We start from the raw sequence: 14,730 nt of genomic DNA, 5'->3' as shown, positions 1-14,730 counted from the left end.
ACTTCCCGGTCTTCGGCGGGCCAGTTCGGCTCTCGGTGGGCTGTTGTTAACTTTTCGTTGATTCGTGGTTGGGCCATTCCTGGGAATTGCTTTCTAGCGTCTTGGACGTGCCAGCAAGTACAACGAAGCCGACGCGAATCGCGGTCCTAGCGGACTCGGACACCCGCTGGAAATGGGGTGCCCTCACCTCCCACCGCATCGCCCCGCGCGAGGACGCGCAAGGGCCCCTCGCCCTGAGCGGGTTCCTGCTGCGCGGACGCGCCACCCCCACCCCGCGCCAGCTGGCGGAGGTCGGCGTGCCCGCCGACTCGCTGCGGGAGGTCACGGCCGTCGAGTTCCTGCGCGCCATGGCCGAGGAGGAGTACGACGTGGTCGTCGTCGCCCTCGTCGGCGGCGGCGTCCAGGCCGTGCTGCACGGCCTCAAGCGGGTGTGGGAGGGCCGCGAGAAGCGTCCCGTCGTCGTCACCGGCTACGTCGGTGTCGTCTACGAGAAGCTCGCCGACGGCCTCCTCCTGCGCCACGGCGCCGACCTGGTCCTCGCCAACTCCCGCCAGGACGCGGACCGTTTCCGGGCCGTCTACGAAGGGGTGGGCGCCGACGCCTCGTCGGTGACGGAGGTGGCGCTGCCGTTCCTCGGCGGGTCCGCCTACGAGGGCGAGCACGACCCGTACACCGTGGTGTTCGCCGTGCAGCCCTCCGTCCCGGACAGCCGCAAGGACCGGACGTACCTGCTGAACCGGCTGATCCGGCACGCCCGGCTGCACCCCGAGCGCGAGGTCCTGCTGAAGCTGCGCTCCAAGCCGGGCGAACACACCACGCACATCGAGGAGCAGCCCTACCAGAAGCTGGTCCAGCGGCTCGATCCACCGGCCAACTTCCGCCTGGTGTACGGGAACATGGGCGAGGTCCTCGACCGCACCGACCTGCTGGTCACGATCAGCTCCACGGCCGCGCTCGAGTCCCTGCACCGCCGGATCCCGACGGTCGTCCTGACCGACCTCGGCGTCCGCGAGGTCCTCGGCAACCACCACTTCGTCGGCTCCGGCTGCCTCGCCTCCTGGGACCAGCTGGACGCGGGGCACCGGCCGGTGGCCGACGCGGAGTGGGTGGCCCGGCAGGGCGTGGTGGCGGACGGCTCGTACGAGACCGCCTTCGACGCGGCGCGGGAGCGGATCGCCAAGCTCCTGGCCCGTCCCGGGGGGCCGGCGCCGCTGACCCCGTACTACACACCCGCCACTGCCCCCGGTTACCTGCCCGGCATTCTGGCCCGCCATCACCTCGGTCCCGACGGGAGTCCGCTGCCGGGTGCGCCCGCGCATGACCGGGAGCCGGGGCCGGTGCGGCAGATCGTGCGGCGGGCCGCGCGGGGGGCCTATCGGCACGGGGTGCAGCGGGTGGCGCCTGTCATTCGGCGGATGGGGGAGTTGTGAGCGCCTTCCAGAGTGCCTCCTCGGGTCGTCTCGCGGCTGCTGCGCCGTCCGGGCCGGTCGCGCAGTTCCCCGCGCCCCTTGAAGGCGGCTTCGCCGCCCCCCTCCAGACCTCTGCACAAGGAGTGCAACCCATGTCCGACTCCCCGGCGGTGCGTCGCGTGCTCGCCGTCATTCCCGCGCGCGGCGGCTCCAAGGGTGTGCCCGCGAAGAACCTCGCCCCGGTCGGGGGCGTGCCGCTGGTCTCCCGTGCGGTACGCGAGTGCCTCGCCACCCGGTTCGTGACGGATGTCGTCGTCTCCACCGACGACCAGGCCATCGCCGCCGCGGCCCGCGAGGCCGGTGCCGAGGTCGTGCTGCGGCCCGCCGCGATCGCCGGGGACACGGCGACCTCCGAGGCTGCCGTGCTGCACGCCATGGACACCCACGAGGCGCTGCACGGCGCGGCGGTCGACGTGGTGGTGTTCGTGCAGTGCACCAGCCCGTTCCTGGTGCGCGAGGACATCGACGGAGTGGCGGGCGCGGTCGTCGAGGACGGTGCCGACACCGCCGTCACCGTGGCAGCCTTCCATGGGTTCATCTGGCGCGACGCGGACGACGAGGCCACCGGCGGCCACGGCGTCAACCACGACAAGTCCTACCGCCCCCGCCGCCAGGACCGCCCCCAGGACCTCCTGGAGACCGGCGCCGCCTACGCGATGGACGCGGTCGGCTTCCGCAAGCACCAGCACCGCTTCTTCGGCCGCACGGAGCTCGTCCGCACCGACGCCGCGCGCGTGCTGGAGATCGACGACCCGCACGACCTCGCCAGGGCGCGGGCGCTCGCCCCCCTGTTCGACGCGGACCGCCCCGGTTCGCTGCCGACCGCAGACGACATCGACGCGGTCGTACTGGACTTCGACGGCACCCAGACGGATGACCGGGTGCTGATCGACGCCGATGGAAAGGAGTTCGTCTCCGTGCACCGCGGGGACGGCCTCGGCATCGCGGCCCTGCGCGACAGCGGCCTGAACATGCTGATCCTCTCCACGGAGCAGAACCCGGTCGTCGCCGCCCGGGCCCGGAAGCTCAGGCTCCCGGTCCTGCACGGCATCGACCGGAAGGACCTCGCACTCAAGCAGTGGTGCGAGGAGCAGGGCATCGCGCCCGAGCGCGTGCTCTACGTCGGCAACGACGTCAACGACCTCCCGTGCTTCGCCCTCGTGGGCTGGCCCGTGGCGGTCGCGAGCGCCCACGACGTGGTACGCGGCGCCGCCCGTGCGGTCACCACCGTCCCCGGTGGCGACGGCGCGATCCGAGAGATCGCCAGCTGGATCCTCGGCCCCTCTCTCGACTCCCTCGACAGTTAAGGAACGTTCCCGTCATGTCTGTTAACTCCCGCCTCCGCACGTTCGGTACCGAGCGCATCGCCGGTCCCGGCCAGCCCGTCTACATCTGCGGCGAGATCGGCATCAACCACAACGGCGAGCTGGAGAACGCCTTCAAGCTCATCGACGTGGCCGCCGAGGCCGGCTGCGACGCCGTCAAGTTCCAGAAGCGCACGCCCGAGATCTGCACCCCGCGCGACCAGTGGGACATCGAGCGCGACACCCCCTGGGGCCGGATGACCTACATCGACTACCGCCACCGCGTGGAGTTCGGCGAGGACGAGTACCGCCAGATCGACGAGTACTGCAAGGAGAAGGGGATCGCCTGGTTCGCCTCCCCGTGGGACACCGAGGCCGTCGCCTTCCTGGAGAAGTTCGACGTCCCGGCGCACAAGGTGGCGAGCGCCTCCCTCACGGACGACGAGCTGCTGCGCGCCCTGCGCGCCACCGGCCGCACGATCATCCTGTCCTCCGGCATGTCGACCCCGAAGCAGATCCGCCACGCGGTCGAGGTCCTCGGCTCGGAGAACATCCTTCTCTGCCACGCCACTTCGACCTACCCGGCCAAGGCCGAGGAGCTCAACCTGCGCGTGATCAACACCCTGCAGGAGGAGTACCCGAACGTCCCGATCGGCTACTCCGGCCACGAGACGGGCCTGCAGACCACCCTCGCGGCGGTCGCCCTCGGCGCCACCTTCGTCGAGCGTCACATCACCCTCGACCGCGCGATGTGGGGCTCCGACCAGGCCGCCTCCGTCGAGCCCCAGGGCCTGACCCGCCTGGTCCGCGACATCCGCACCATCGAGGCCTCCCTCGGCGACGGCGTCAAGAAGGTCTACGACTCCGAGCTCGGCCCGATGAAGAAGCTCCGCCGCGTCTCGGGCGTCGTCGCCGAGGCGGAGATCGCCGCCGCCGCGGGCGAGCCGGTCTCGGTCTGAGGCTGAAGTTCCGAGGCTGAAGTTCTGAGTTGAATCACTTAGGGGACGGTCGTACGTCGATGAGCCGCCGCGCCGGATCAGCCGGCAGCAACTCCACTCTCGCGTTCGTCGAGAGCCCGGTACAGCTCCTGAACGTGCTGGAGTGGGCGCACGCCCACGCACCCGGCGCGGGGCTCACCCTCGTCGTGCTGTCCCCGACCGACCCCATGACCCGCGGCCAGCTCCGCCGGATGGCCGAGCTGGCCCGCGACGAGGGTCACGCGGTCCGCTGGGAGGAGGCCCGGGGCGGCCCCGCGGCCCCCTTCCAGACCATCGGGGGCCTGGCGGGCACGCTCCGCAGGGCGGACCGGGTCGTCCTCGGCGACCCGTTCTCCCGCTACGTACAACTCCTGCTGACCATCACGCGCGCGGCCGAGCTGGTCGTCGTCGACGACGGCACGGCCACGATGGAGTTCGTGGCCCAACTCGCCCGTGGGGAAAAGCTGGTCCGCTGGCACCGCAAGGGCGGCCGCCCGGGCCCCCGGGACCTGATCTTCGCTCCGGTGTCGGCCTCGGCCCGCAAACGGCTGACCCCGAGCGAGCGCCGGCGGGTGCAGATCTTCTCGTCGATGCCGATGGAGGAGACCCCGGCGGGCGTGACGGTCTCGGCCAACACCTTCGCCTGGACCCGCGCCCGCTTCGGCCCGCCCCGCATCACCAAGGGCGCCGACATGGTGGGCACGTCGCTGGTGGAGACGGGGGTGGTGGACGGCGAGCGGTACCTGGAGGCGGTCCGCACCCTCGCCAAGGCTCACGGCACCACCCGTTACTTCGCCCACCGCCGCGAGAGCACGGAGAAACTCCACCGTCTGGCGGTCGAGACCGGCCTGGAAATAGTCCGCCCGGACCTCCCCCTGGAACTGATCGCCCGCCGGGGCCCGATCGGCCGCACCATCCTGAGCTTCCCCTCGACGGTCGTCCACACCCTGCCCCTGGCCCTGGTCGGCACCGACGTGCGGGTCTCGGTCTGCGACATCGACCCGAGCTGGCTGACGGAGAACGCCTCACCCCGGGCGCAGGGGTTCCTGTCGGGAGTGACGGGGACGGCGCGGGATGTGCACCGGCTGTCGTCGGTGGTCGCGGCGGTGTGAAGGCGGGGCGGGGCGTATCCGGCGGCCTAACCGTCCTTGCGCGCCAGGAGAAAGGCGCGCGGGCGCACCTCGCCCTCCTGTGGCTCGCGCAGCACCCGGGTGTGCGGACGCAGGCCCGCCTTGCCGAGCTGCTCGGCCACGGCGTCCGGGTCGCGCCAGTAGTAGTCGAGCGAGATCTCGTGTCCGAAGCGCTCGGCGAGGTGCAGGTGCTCGGTGTCCGTATCCGCATCCGACCCGGCCTGGAAGGCGAGGAGTACGTATCCGCCGGGCACCAGGACCCGGCGGAACTCGGCGAGCGTCGCGGGCAGGTGCTCGTCCGGGACGTGGATGACCGAGTACAGGGCGGTGATCCCGCCCAGCGTCGCGTCCGGCAGGTCCAGGGACGTCATCGAACCCACGTGGAACCGGAGTTCCGGATACCCCCGGCGGGCCAGCGCCACCATCCGGGGCGAGACGTCGACCCCGAAGACCGGCAGGCCCAGGCCCCGCAGATGCGCGGTGACGTGCCCGGGGCCGCTGCCCAGGTCGGCGACGGGGGCGGCTCCTCCGGTCGCTCTCACCAGCTCGGCGAAGGCGCCGAAGAGGGCGCGCTCCACGTGCAGGCCCGCCAGTCCGTCGGCGGGGAACCGCTCGCTGTATGCGTCGGCGATCGTGTCGTACGAGGTGCGGGTGTCCCGTATGTAGTCCGGGTGCTCGGCGCTCACGGGGGCGACCCTAGCGAGGCTCGTCCGGCCCCGGGCGAAGATCTCGGAGGAGGCCGGGGTCCCCGGTCGTCCAGGTGAATCCGTCCAGGGTGCCCGGCGCGTGCTCCTCGACCGTCAGCGGAGGGTGGCGCCACCGCTGGAACAGCAGCACCGCCGACACCAGCAGCCAGCCCGCCAGCGTCATGATCACCAGGATCGCCAGGACCAGGCCCGCCACCCCCAGAACGCCGAATTCCGCCAGCATCCGTGGGATCTGGTCCTCACCGCAGCCGCATGCCTCCATAGGGGAAGGGTGCTCCCGTCCGGTCCGGCCGTCACGTCGCGTGGCGGAAACGTCGCGCGGCGGTGATGATTCCGGGACCGGAACAAGCGTCTCAGTGGAGGCAGGGTGGATTTACGGGGCGGCGCGGTCCCGACAGGTGAACAGAGCCGACGGGGCGGCACCGGGCGTGGTATCCGTGGAGGGAGGAGTGGATGAGTGACGGATGTGGCCGGATGTCCTCTGCCGGGCCTCTCTCCGGGGATTTCATGATCCACTCGGCCGAAAGTCGGGCGAGTTTACCCATCCCAGCCGATACGTATGCGTCGAGCGGCCGGATTTTCTTCCCCTAACGGGTTGAACTTTTGTTGATCGAGGGGCAGTTGGTCGGCCCGGCGTCCTACCCTTCAGAGGGTGAAGCAATTGATGTCCCTAGAGTCCGAGGCCGATCTTCCCGCGGAAGCTCCGCTTCCCGGCACGCTGCCGGAGTCGCTGCGTGCCGAACTTGTCGCGTTCCGACGTGACTTGCACATGCACCCGGAGCTCGGCAACCAGGAGTTCCGTACGACCGCCGCCATCAAGGCGCGGCTCGAGAAGGCCGGACTGCGGCCGCGTGTGCTCGCGGTAGGTACCGGACTCGTCTGTGACATCGGGGACTGGAGCGGCGGGCGTCCCGCGCTCGCACTGCGCGCCGACATCGACGCGCTGCCCATTCCGGACACGAAGAGTGACTGCCCGTACCGCTCGACCGTGCCGGACCGGGCCCATGCCTGTGGGCACGACGTGCATACGACGGTCGTGCTCGGGGCCGGCCTCGTGCTGGCCGACCTGCATCGGCAGGGACTGCTGCCGCGGCCCGTGCGACTGGTCTTCCAGCCCGCCGAGGAAGTGCTGCCCGGCGGCGCCGCCGACGCCATCGAGTGCGGGGTGCTGGAAGGCGTCGGGCGGATCATCGCCGTGCACTGTGACCCGCGGGTGGACGCCGGGCGGATCGGGCTGCGGGCCGGTGCCATCACCTCCGCGTGCGACCGGCTGGAGATCTCCCTCGGCGGACCCGGCGGTCACACCGCGCGGCCTCATCTGACGACGGACCTGGTGACCGCGGCCGCGCGTGTCGTCGTCGACGTGCCCGCGATCGTCGCGCGGCGGATCGACACCCGTGCCGGGCTCGCCGTGACCTGGGGGCGGATCGAGTCCGGGCACGCGCCCAATGTCATTCCGCAGCACGCCGAGCTCTCCGGCACCGTGCGCTGCCTGGACATCGAGGCCTGGCGCCAGGCGCCCGACGTCGTGGTCGCCGCGATCGACGAAGTCGCCAACCTGCATCGCGCCAAGTCGGAGATCAACTACGTGCGCGGCGTGCCGCCCGTGGTCAACGACCCGGCCGTCACCGATCTGTTGCGGGACGCCATGACCGCCCGGCGCGGCGCCGCCTCGGTCGAGGGCACCGAGCAGAGCCTCGGCGGCGAGGACTTCTCCTGGTATCTGGAGCATGTGCCGGGAGCCATGGCCCGGCTCGGTGTCCGCACCCCGGGGGAGCGGACCGTACGGGATCTCCACCAGGGTGACTTCGACGCCGACGAGTCGGCGATCACGGCGGGCGTGGAGCTGTTCACCGCCGCCGCGCTGCTCGATGGGGTTTCCTGAGAGGTCCGTAGAAGATCTTGTGAAGGGGTGGCCGGTTTGGCACCCCTTCGTCCCCTCGTGTCACCCGGGTGTAACCGGCGGACGGCGAACGTAACCCGATGGCGGCACGGTTCGATAACGGCCACGAGAAACCCCGTTCCCCTCCTCGTCTACGCGCGTTACTGTGCGCCGAAATGGCCACCATCGGCGGCGCATTGGGGAAGCGGGCCGTTCGACGGGCCGTGGGATGAAGGGGTGCTTGCTGTGCGTTCCATATCTCGGAGGACCAGGTTCTCCCAAGCAGTGGTGGCCGTTTCGGTCATCGCGCTCGCGGCCGTCGGCTGTGGCGAGTCCAGCACGAAGGCCGGCAGCGACGACGCGTCCGAGTCGTCCTCGTCCGGCACGTACTCGGGCAAGGGCATCGGCCTGGCGTACGACATCGGCGGCCGTGGCGACCAGTCGTTCAACGACGCCGCCTACGCCGGCTTCCAGCAGGCCGACAAGGAATTCAAGATGGGCGGCCGGGACGTCCAGCCGAGCGACGGCGAGTCGGAGGCGGACAAGGTCCAGCGTCTGACCGAGCTCGCCAAGGCCGGCTACAACCCGGTGATCGGCGTCGGCTACATCTACGCGCCGGCCGTCAAGGAGGTCGCCGCCAAGTTCCCGAAGACCACCTTCGGGATCATCGACGACGAGCAGACCAAGGCCGCCAACGTGGCCGACATGGTCTTCTCCGAGGAGCAGGCCTCCTACCTCGCGGGCGTCGCCGCCGCCAAGACCTCCAAGGCCAAGCACGTCGGCTTCATCGGCGGCGTGGACATCCCGCTGATCCACAAGTTCGGCGCGGGCTTCGTCCAGGGCGTCAAGTCCGTCGACCCGAGCATCAAGATCGAGTCGCAGTACCTGACCGAGACGCCCGCGGAAGGTGGCTTCTCCAGCCCTGACAAGGGCAAGGAGGCTGCCAGCGGTCAGATCGAGAAGGGTGCCGACGTCATCTACCACGCCGCCGGTCTCTCCGGTCAGGGCGTGATCTCCGAGGCCGCCGCCAAGAAGGTCTGGGCGATCGGTGTCGACTCCGACCAGTACAACCAGGACGCGCTGAAGAGCTACAAGGACTACATCCTCGGCTCGGCGCTGAAGAACGTCGGCGGCGCGGTCTACGAGCTCGCCAAGTCGGTCCACGAGGGCAAGCCGCTCACCGGTGTCGTCCGCGGTGACCTGAAGTCCGGCGGCGTGGGCTTCGCCGACTCCAACCCGAAGTACAAGGCCATGACGGAGGTCGTCGCGGCGGTCGACAAGGCCAAGCAGGACATCATCGACGGCAAGGTGACGGTGAAGACTTCGTAAGGCCCGACGCGGGGCCGAAAGGCCCCTTCGTTCGCCCGCCCGGGCAGCGTTGCAGCTCGTACGCCCCTTGCCTCCCGCAAGGGGCGTACTGCTGTCCGTAGTCTGTCCACCAACTGTGGCCACAGCTCGGTAACGGACCGGACAGAAGGGGTTTTCCGTCTGGTCTACGCGCGTTACGCTGCGGCGGAACCAGCGCCTGGTTTGGGCGCTTGCACAAAGGAGTCTCGTTCCATGCGCCGGGTGTCCCGAATCACGATTGCAGGCGTTGCAACCGCAGCGCTGGCCCTCACCGCGTCCGCCTGTGGCAGCTCGTCCAGCGAGTCCAGCAGCAGCAGCGACAGCAAGAACCTGGGTCTGGCCCTGGCGTACGACGTCGGCGGCAAGGGCGACCAGTCCTTCAACGACGCCGCCACCGCCGGCCTGGACAAGGCCGACAAGGAGTTCGGCTACAAGTCCACGGCCGTCGAGCCGCAGGACGGCGAGTCGGAGGCGGACAAGGTCCAGCGCCTGGAGACCCTCGCCAAGCAGGGCTACAACCCGGTCATCGGCGTCGGCTTCGCCTACGCGCCGGCCGTCAAGGAGGCCTCGGCCAAGTTCCCGAAGACCACCTTCGGCATCGTCGACGACGAGCAGACCAAGGCCGACAATGTCGCCGACCTCGTCTTCTCCGAGGAGCAGGCCTCCTACCTGGCCGGTGTCGCGGCCGCCCTGTCCACCAAGTCGAACACCGTCGGCTTCATCGGTGGCGTGGACGTCCCGCTGATCCACAAGTTCGCGGCCGGCTACAAGCAGGGCGTCGAGGACACCAAGAAGGGCGTCACGGTCAAGGTGCAGTACCTGACCGAGACCGCCGCCGAGGGTGGCTTCTCCAGCCCCGACAAGGGTGAGAGCGCCGCCGAGGGCCAGATCGACGACGGCGCCGACGTCGTCTACGCCGCCGCGGGCCTGTCCGGCCAGGGTGTCATCAAGGCCGCCAACGCCAACAAGATCTGGGCGATCGGCGTCGACTCCGACCAGTACAAGCAGGACGCGCTGAAGGCGTACAAGGCCTCGATCCTCACCTCCGCCATGAAGAACGTCGAGGGCGCGGTCTACGAGCTCGCCAAGTCCGTCCACGACGGCAAGCCGGAGACCGGCGTCGTCCGCGGCAGCCTCTCCAACGGCGGCGTGAGCGTCTCCAACTCCAACCCGGAGTTCGCGGACAACGCCAAGATCCAGGACGCGATCAAGAAGGCGTCCGAGGGCATCAAGGACGGCACCATCAAGGTGAAGACCTCCTGACCCTTCCGGGTAGAGGCCTTGGCCAAAGAAACGCTGTAATGACAGCGTTACGGCCGCGGAACGGGGCGCGGAGAGGATGGCTCCTCGCGCCCCGTTCGCGCGGCAGAATGCTCGGAACGGATCGTCCGTCAGAAAAGAACGATCAGGTCCGGGCACTATTTAAAGCAGGGGCGCTACGCGCGTAGAGCGGCCCCTTTCCCAAGGAGAGTGCGCCATCGACGCGTCCAGCAGCCCTCCGCTCACCGCACCGTCGACGATCGCGGTAGAGCTGGCGGGGATCACCAAGCGCTTCCCCGGTGTCGTCGCCAACCACGACATCCACCTGACTGTCCGAAAAGGCACCGTGCACGCCCTCGTCGGTGAGAACGGCGCCGGCAAGTCGACCCTGATGAAGATCCTCTACGGCATGCAGAAGCCGGACGAGGGCACCATCTCGGTCGGCGGCACCCAGGTGAGCTTCGGCAGTCCCGCCGACGCCATCGCCCGCGGCATCGGCATGGTCCACCAGCACTTCATGCTCGCCGACAACCTCACGGTCCTGGAGAACGTGGTGCTGGGCAGCGAGAAGCTGTACGGCATCGGCGGCACCGCCCGCAAGAAGGTCAAGGAGATCTCCGACCGCTACGGCCTCGGCGTCCGCCCCGACGTCCTGGTCGAGGACCTCGGTGTCGCCGAGCGTCAGCGCGTGGAGATCCTCAAGGTCCTCTTCCGCGGCGCCGACACCCTGATCCTCGACGAGCCGACCGCGGTCCTCGTGCCGCAGGAGGTCGACGCGCTCTTCGCCAACCTGCGCGAGCTGAAGTCCGAGGGCCTGTCGGTCATCTTCATCTCCCACAAGCTGGGCGAGGTCCTCTCCGTCGCCGACGAGATCACCGTCATCCGCCGCGGCACGACGGTCGGCACCGCCGTACCGTCCGAGACCTCTCCGCGCCAGCTCGCCGAGATGATGGTCGGCAGCGAGCTCCCCACCCCGGAGACCGCCGAGTCCACGGTCACCGACCGGGCCGTCGTGGAGGTCAGGGACCTCACCGTGTACTCCTCGGGCGCGCTCACGCTCGGCGAGTCGTCCGCCTCCCTGCTCATGGACGAGGCGGGCGGCGCCGAGGTCAAGAAGGTCCTCGACGACGTCTCCTTCACCATCCACGCCGGTGAGGTCATGGGCATCGCCGGTGTCGAGGGCAACGGCCAGACCGAGCTCATCGACGCCCTGATCGGCACCAAGAACGCCGACTCCGGAGCCATCTTCTTCGAGGGCGAGGACGTCACCTCCTGGGCCACCCGCAAGCGCCGCGAGTCCGGCGTCGGCTACATCCCCGAGGACCGCCACCGCCAGGGCCTGCTCCTGGAGGCCCCCCTCTGGGAGAACCGCATCCTCGGCCATGTCACCGAGACGCCCAACGCCAAGGGCTTCTGGCTGACCCCGAAGGCCGCCCAGGCCGACACCCGCCGCATCGTCGAGGAGTTCGACGTCCGTACCCCCGGTATCGACGTCACCGCGGCCTCCCTCTCCGGCGGCAACCAGCAGAAGCTGATCGTCGGCCGCGAGATGAGCCACAACCCCAAGTTCCTGATCGCCGCCCACCCCACCCGCGGTGTGGACGTCGGCGCACAGGCCCAGATCTGGGACCGCATCCGCGACGCCCGCCGCGAGGGCCTGGCCGTGCTGCTGATCTCCGCCGACCTGGACGAGCTCATCGGCCTGTCGGACACCCTGCGCGTGATCTACAACGGCAGGCTGGTCGCCGACGCCGACCCGGCCACCGTCACCCCGGAGGAACTCGGTTCCGCCATGACGGGTGCCGCCACCGGACACCTTGAGCACGTCGAGGACGAGAGCGCCCCGGAGGACGAGGCCCGATGAAGAAGTTCGACAAGGAGCGACTGCTCCTCGCCGTGGCCGGACCGGCCCTGGCGCTCGTCGCGGCGATCCTGCTGACCTCGGTCGTGCTGATCGCCTCGGGCAAGAGCCCGATCGAGCCGTACACGCTCATGCTGGAGCAGGCCGGCTACTCCGACGTACAGGTACTGATCATCAACCAGGCGTCGATGTACTACATCGCCGCCCTCGCGGTCGCCCTCGGCTTCCGGATGAACCTGTTCAACATCGGCGTCGACGGCCAGTACCGCCTCGGCGCGATGATGACCGCGGTGGTCGGCGCCCACGTGGCGCTGCCGTCGGCCCTCCAGGTCCCGCTGCTGATCCTGGTCGGCGCGCTCACCGGCGCCATGTGGGCCGGCATCGCGGGCCTGCTGAAGGTGACCCGAGGGGTCAGCGAGGTCGTCTCGACGATCATGCTCAACTCGATCGCCACCAGCCTCATCGGCTACCTCACCCTCACCGAGAACTTCGGCGTGCTGGTCGGGGACAACGTCACGACCGGCATCATGAAGGACTCCGGCTGGGTGCCCGGCATCAACCTCGGCTCGGACGTCGGCGAGATCTACGGCCTGGTCTTCCTCGCGATCGCCATGGGCATCGGCTACTGGGCCGTCCTGAACCGCACCCGCTTCGGCTTCGACCTCAGGGCCACCGGTGAGTCCGAGTCCGCCGCCGCGGCCTCCGGCGTCAACGCCAAGCGCATGGTGCTCACCGCGATGCTGATCTCCGGCGCGGTCGCCGGCATCTCGGGCCTGCCGCTGCTGCTCGGCGACGCCCACACCTACAGCCTCAGCTTCCCGGCCGGCCTCGGCTTCACCGCCATCGGCATCGCCCTGCTCGGCCGCAACAACCCCGGCGGCATCGCACTCGCCGCCCTGCTGTGGGCCTTCCTCGACAAGGCGTCCCCCGCTCTCGACTACGCGACTCCCGAGCCGTACGAGAAGGAGATCGCCACGATCATGCAGGGCCTGATCGTCTTCGCGGTCGTCATCTCCTACGAGGTCGTCCGCACCTGGGGTCTGCGCCGCCAGCAGAAGCGCGTCGGTGAGGAGCTCGCCGCGGCCGCCGCCAACACGAAGAAGGAGGTGGCGGTCTGATGAGCACCGCGACCATCGCCAAGGCGCCGGCGAAGCCCGGAAAGGGCGGCCGCCGCATCTCGCTGCCTGTCGTCCTCCTGATCATCTCGGGCGTTCTCATCCTGACGTCCGTCGTCCGCCTGATCACCGGCGCGGACGGCATCACCTCGACCGGCCAGATGTCCACCGCGCTGCGCTCCGCCGTGCCGATCGGCCTCGCGGGCCTCGGCGGTCTGTGGGCCGAGCGCGCGGGCGTCGTCAACATCGGCCTCGAGGGCATGATGATCCTCGGCACCTGGTTCGGTGCCTGGGCCGGCTACCAGTGGGGCCCCTGGACCGGCGTGATCGTCGGCATCATCGGCGGCGCGCTCGGCGCCGTGCTGCACGCCATCGCCACCGTGACGTTCAACGTCAACCACATCGTCTCCGGTGTGGCCCTGAACATCCTGGCCCTGGGCACCACCCGCTATCTGTCGAAGTACACCTTCGAGGAGGCCGCGCAGGGCTCCTCCAAGCAGTCCCCGCCGATCGAGTCGCTGGGTACCTTCGACGTCCCAGGGCTGTCCAGCTGGCTGGAGACCCTCAACCAGAAGCACTGGTTCCTGGTCTCCGACATCGCCGGCCTGGTCGGCGGCCTGATCACCGACCTGTCGCCGCTCACCGTGGTGGCGGTCGCCCTCGTCCCCACCACCTGGTACGTGCTGTGGCGCACGTCCTTCGGTCTGCGGCTGCGGTCCTGCGGCGAGAACCCGATCGCCGCCGAGTCCCTCGGCGTCAACGTCTACAAGTACAAGTACATCGCCGTGATCATCTCCGGCGGCTTCGCCGGCCTCGGCGGTGCCTTCCTGTCGATCGTGTCGTCCAACGTGTACCTCGACGGCCAGACGGCGGGGCGCGGCTACATCGGTCTCGCCGCGATGATCTTCGGCAACTGGATGCCGGGCGGACTCGCCCTCGGCGCGGGTCTGTTCGGCTACACCGACAGCCTCAAGCTGCGCGGCGGCACGACCAACGTCCACGCGCTGATCCTGCTCCTGGCGATTCTGCTGGTGTTCGGCGTCGCGTACCTCGTCTGGAAGAAGAAGTACGTCCCCGCCGCCATCACCGCCGTGATCTCGGCCCTGATGTTCGTCTGGTACACCACCACGAACGAGGTCCCGAACCAGGTCGTGACGGCCAGCCCGTACGTCATCACCCTGCTGGTGCTCTCGCTGTCCGCACAGCGCCTGAGGATGCCGAAGGCGGACGGACTGCCCTATCGGAAGGGGCAGGGGAAGTGACCTCCGCCGACTTCGACTGGGACGCCCTGCGGGAGGTGGCGCGCGAGGCGATGACCCACGCGTACGCCCCCTACTCGGGCTACCCGGTCGGCGTCTCGGCCCTCGTCGACGACGGCCGTACGGTCTCCGGCTGCAATGTCGAGAACGCCTCCTACGGACTCGGCCTGTGCGCCGAGTGCGGGCTGGTCTCGGAGCTGCAGCGCACCGGCGGCGGCCGGCTGACGCACTTCACCTGCGTCGACGGCCGCGGAGAGATCCTCGTTCCCTGCGGGCGCTGCCGTCAGCTGCTGTACGAGTTCGGCGGCCCGGATCTCCTCCTGGAGACCCCGGCGGGGATCCTGCCGCTGTCCGAGATGCTGCCGCAGGCCTTCGGGCCGGGCCATCTCACCAAGTAACTCCCGCGCGGCCCCTCCGAG

Annotated in this window: 13 protein-coding genes; 11 read left to right on the top strand and 2 right to left on the bottom strand. The window is 69.7% G+C overall.

Going from position 1 to position 14,730, the window contains the following annotated elements:
- Positions 1-107 precede the first annotated feature (107 nt).
- The 4 genes from ACIOHP_RS01785 to ACIOHP_RS01770 all read left to right on the top strand — a co-directional run bounded on the left by ACIOHP_RS01785 (position 108) and on the right by ACIOHP_RS01770 (position 4,862).
- A complete protein-coding gene (locus ACIOHP_RS01785; protein ID WP_361548358.1) occupies positions 108-1,430 on the top strand; it encodes a DUF6716 putative glycosyltransferase in 1,323 nt (440 codons plus the stop codon).
- Between the two features lie 131 nt (positions 1,431-1,561).
- Positions 1,562-2,776 (top strand): cytidylyltransferase domain-containing protein, encoded by a 1,215-nt coding sequence (locus tag ACIOHP_RS01780; RefSeq protein ID WP_401882363.1) that lies wholly within the window; start codon positions 1,562-1,564, stop codon positions 2,774-2,776.
- A 14-nt stretch (positions 2,777-2,790) separates the two neighbouring features.
- Positions 2,791-3,732 (top strand): N-acetylneuraminate synthase family protein, encoded by a 942-nt coding sequence (locus ACIOHP_RS01775; protein ID WP_266521501.1) that lies wholly within the window; start codon positions 2,791-2,793, stop codon positions 3,730-3,732.
- A gap of 59 nt (positions 3,733-3,791) precedes the next feature.
- Positions 3,792-4,862: a hypothetical protein gene (locus tag ACIOHP_RS01770; RefSeq protein WP_401882359.1), complete on the top strand. Its 1,071-nt coding sequence runs from the start codon at positions 3,792-3,794 to the stop codon at positions 4,860-4,862.
- A 26-nt stretch (positions 4,863-4,888) separates the two neighbouring features.
- Here the strand turns inward: ACIOHP_RS01770 and ACIOHP_RS01765 are convergent, their stop codons facing one another.
- Both ACIOHP_RS01765 and ACIOHP_RS01760 read right to left on the bottom strand, forming a co-directional pair.
- Positions 4,889-5,566, bottom strand: coding sequence for a class I SAM-dependent methyltransferase (locus ACIOHP_RS01765; RefSeq protein WP_361548366.1), 678 nt, complete (start codon positions 5,564-5,566; stop codon positions 4,889-4,891).
- Positions 5,567-5,576: 10 nt separating this feature from the next.
- Entirely contained in the window at positions 5,577-5,849 is a 273-nt protein-coding gene (locus ACIOHP_RS01760) for a hypothetical protein (RefSeq protein WP_401882356.1), read from the bottom strand.
- A gap of 402 nt (positions 5,850-6,251) precedes the next feature.
- Here ACIOHP_RS01760 and ACIOHP_RS01755 point away from each other — a divergent pair, with 402 nt between their 5' ends.
- The 7 genes from ACIOHP_RS01755 (at position 6,252) to ACIOHP_RS01725 (ending at position 14,709) form a co-directional block, all read left to right on the top strand.
- On the top strand, positions 6,252-7,472 hold the full coding sequence (locus ACIOHP_RS01755) for a M20 family metallopeptidase (protein ID WP_361548372.1): 1,221 nt from the start codon (positions 6,252-6,254) through the stop codon (positions 7,470-7,472).
- Between the two features lie 285 nt (positions 7,473-7,757).
- Complete coding sequence (locus ACIOHP_RS01750) at positions 7,758-8,798, top strand: BMP family ABC transporter substrate-binding protein (RefSeq protein WP_361548375.1); 1,041 nt, start codon at positions 7,758-7,760, stop codon at positions 8,796-8,798.
- Between the two features lie 231 nt (positions 8,799-9,029).
- Complete coding sequence (locus ACIOHP_RS01745) at positions 9,030-10,079, top strand: BMP family protein (protein ID WP_401882353.1); 1,050 nt, start codon at positions 9,030-9,032, stop codon at positions 10,077-10,079.
- Between the two features lie 214 nt (positions 10,080-10,293).
- Positions 10,294-11,940, top strand: coding sequence for an ABC transporter ATP-binding protein (locus ACIOHP_RS01740; protein WP_401883110.1), 1,647 nt, complete (start codon positions 10,294-10,296; stop codon positions 11,938-11,940).
- Complete coding sequence (locus tag ACIOHP_RS01735; protein ID WP_361548381.1) at positions 11,937-13,055, top strand: ABC transporter permease; 1,119 nt, start codon at positions 11,937-11,939, stop codon at positions 13,053-13,055. Before ACIOHP_RS01740 ends, ACIOHP_RS01735 begins: the two co-directional genes overlap by 4 nt.
- Positions 13,055-14,314: an ABC transporter permease gene (locus ACIOHP_RS01730; RefSeq protein WP_361548383.1), complete on the top strand. Its 1,260-nt coding sequence runs from the start codon at positions 13,055-13,057 to the stop codon at positions 14,312-14,314. The genes ACIOHP_RS01735 and ACIOHP_RS01730 overlap by 1 nt, the downstream gene beginning before the upstream one ends.
- Positions 14,311-14,709, top strand: coding sequence for a cytidine deaminase (locus ACIOHP_RS01725; protein WP_307026713.1), 399 nt, complete (start codon positions 14,311-14,313; stop codon positions 14,707-14,709). Before ACIOHP_RS01730 ends, ACIOHP_RS01725 begins: the two co-directional genes overlap by 4 nt.
- The last annotated feature ends 21 nt before the right edge of the window (positions 14,710-14,730 follow it).

This window comes from Streptomyces sp. NPDC087859 (assembly GCF_044742595.1).
GTDB classification, from domain to species: domain Bacteria; phylum Actinomycetota; class Actinomycetes; order Streptomycetales; family Streptomycetaceae; genus Streptomyces; species Streptomyces canus_F.
This window is presented reverse-complemented; position numbering and strand designations above follow the sequence as displayed.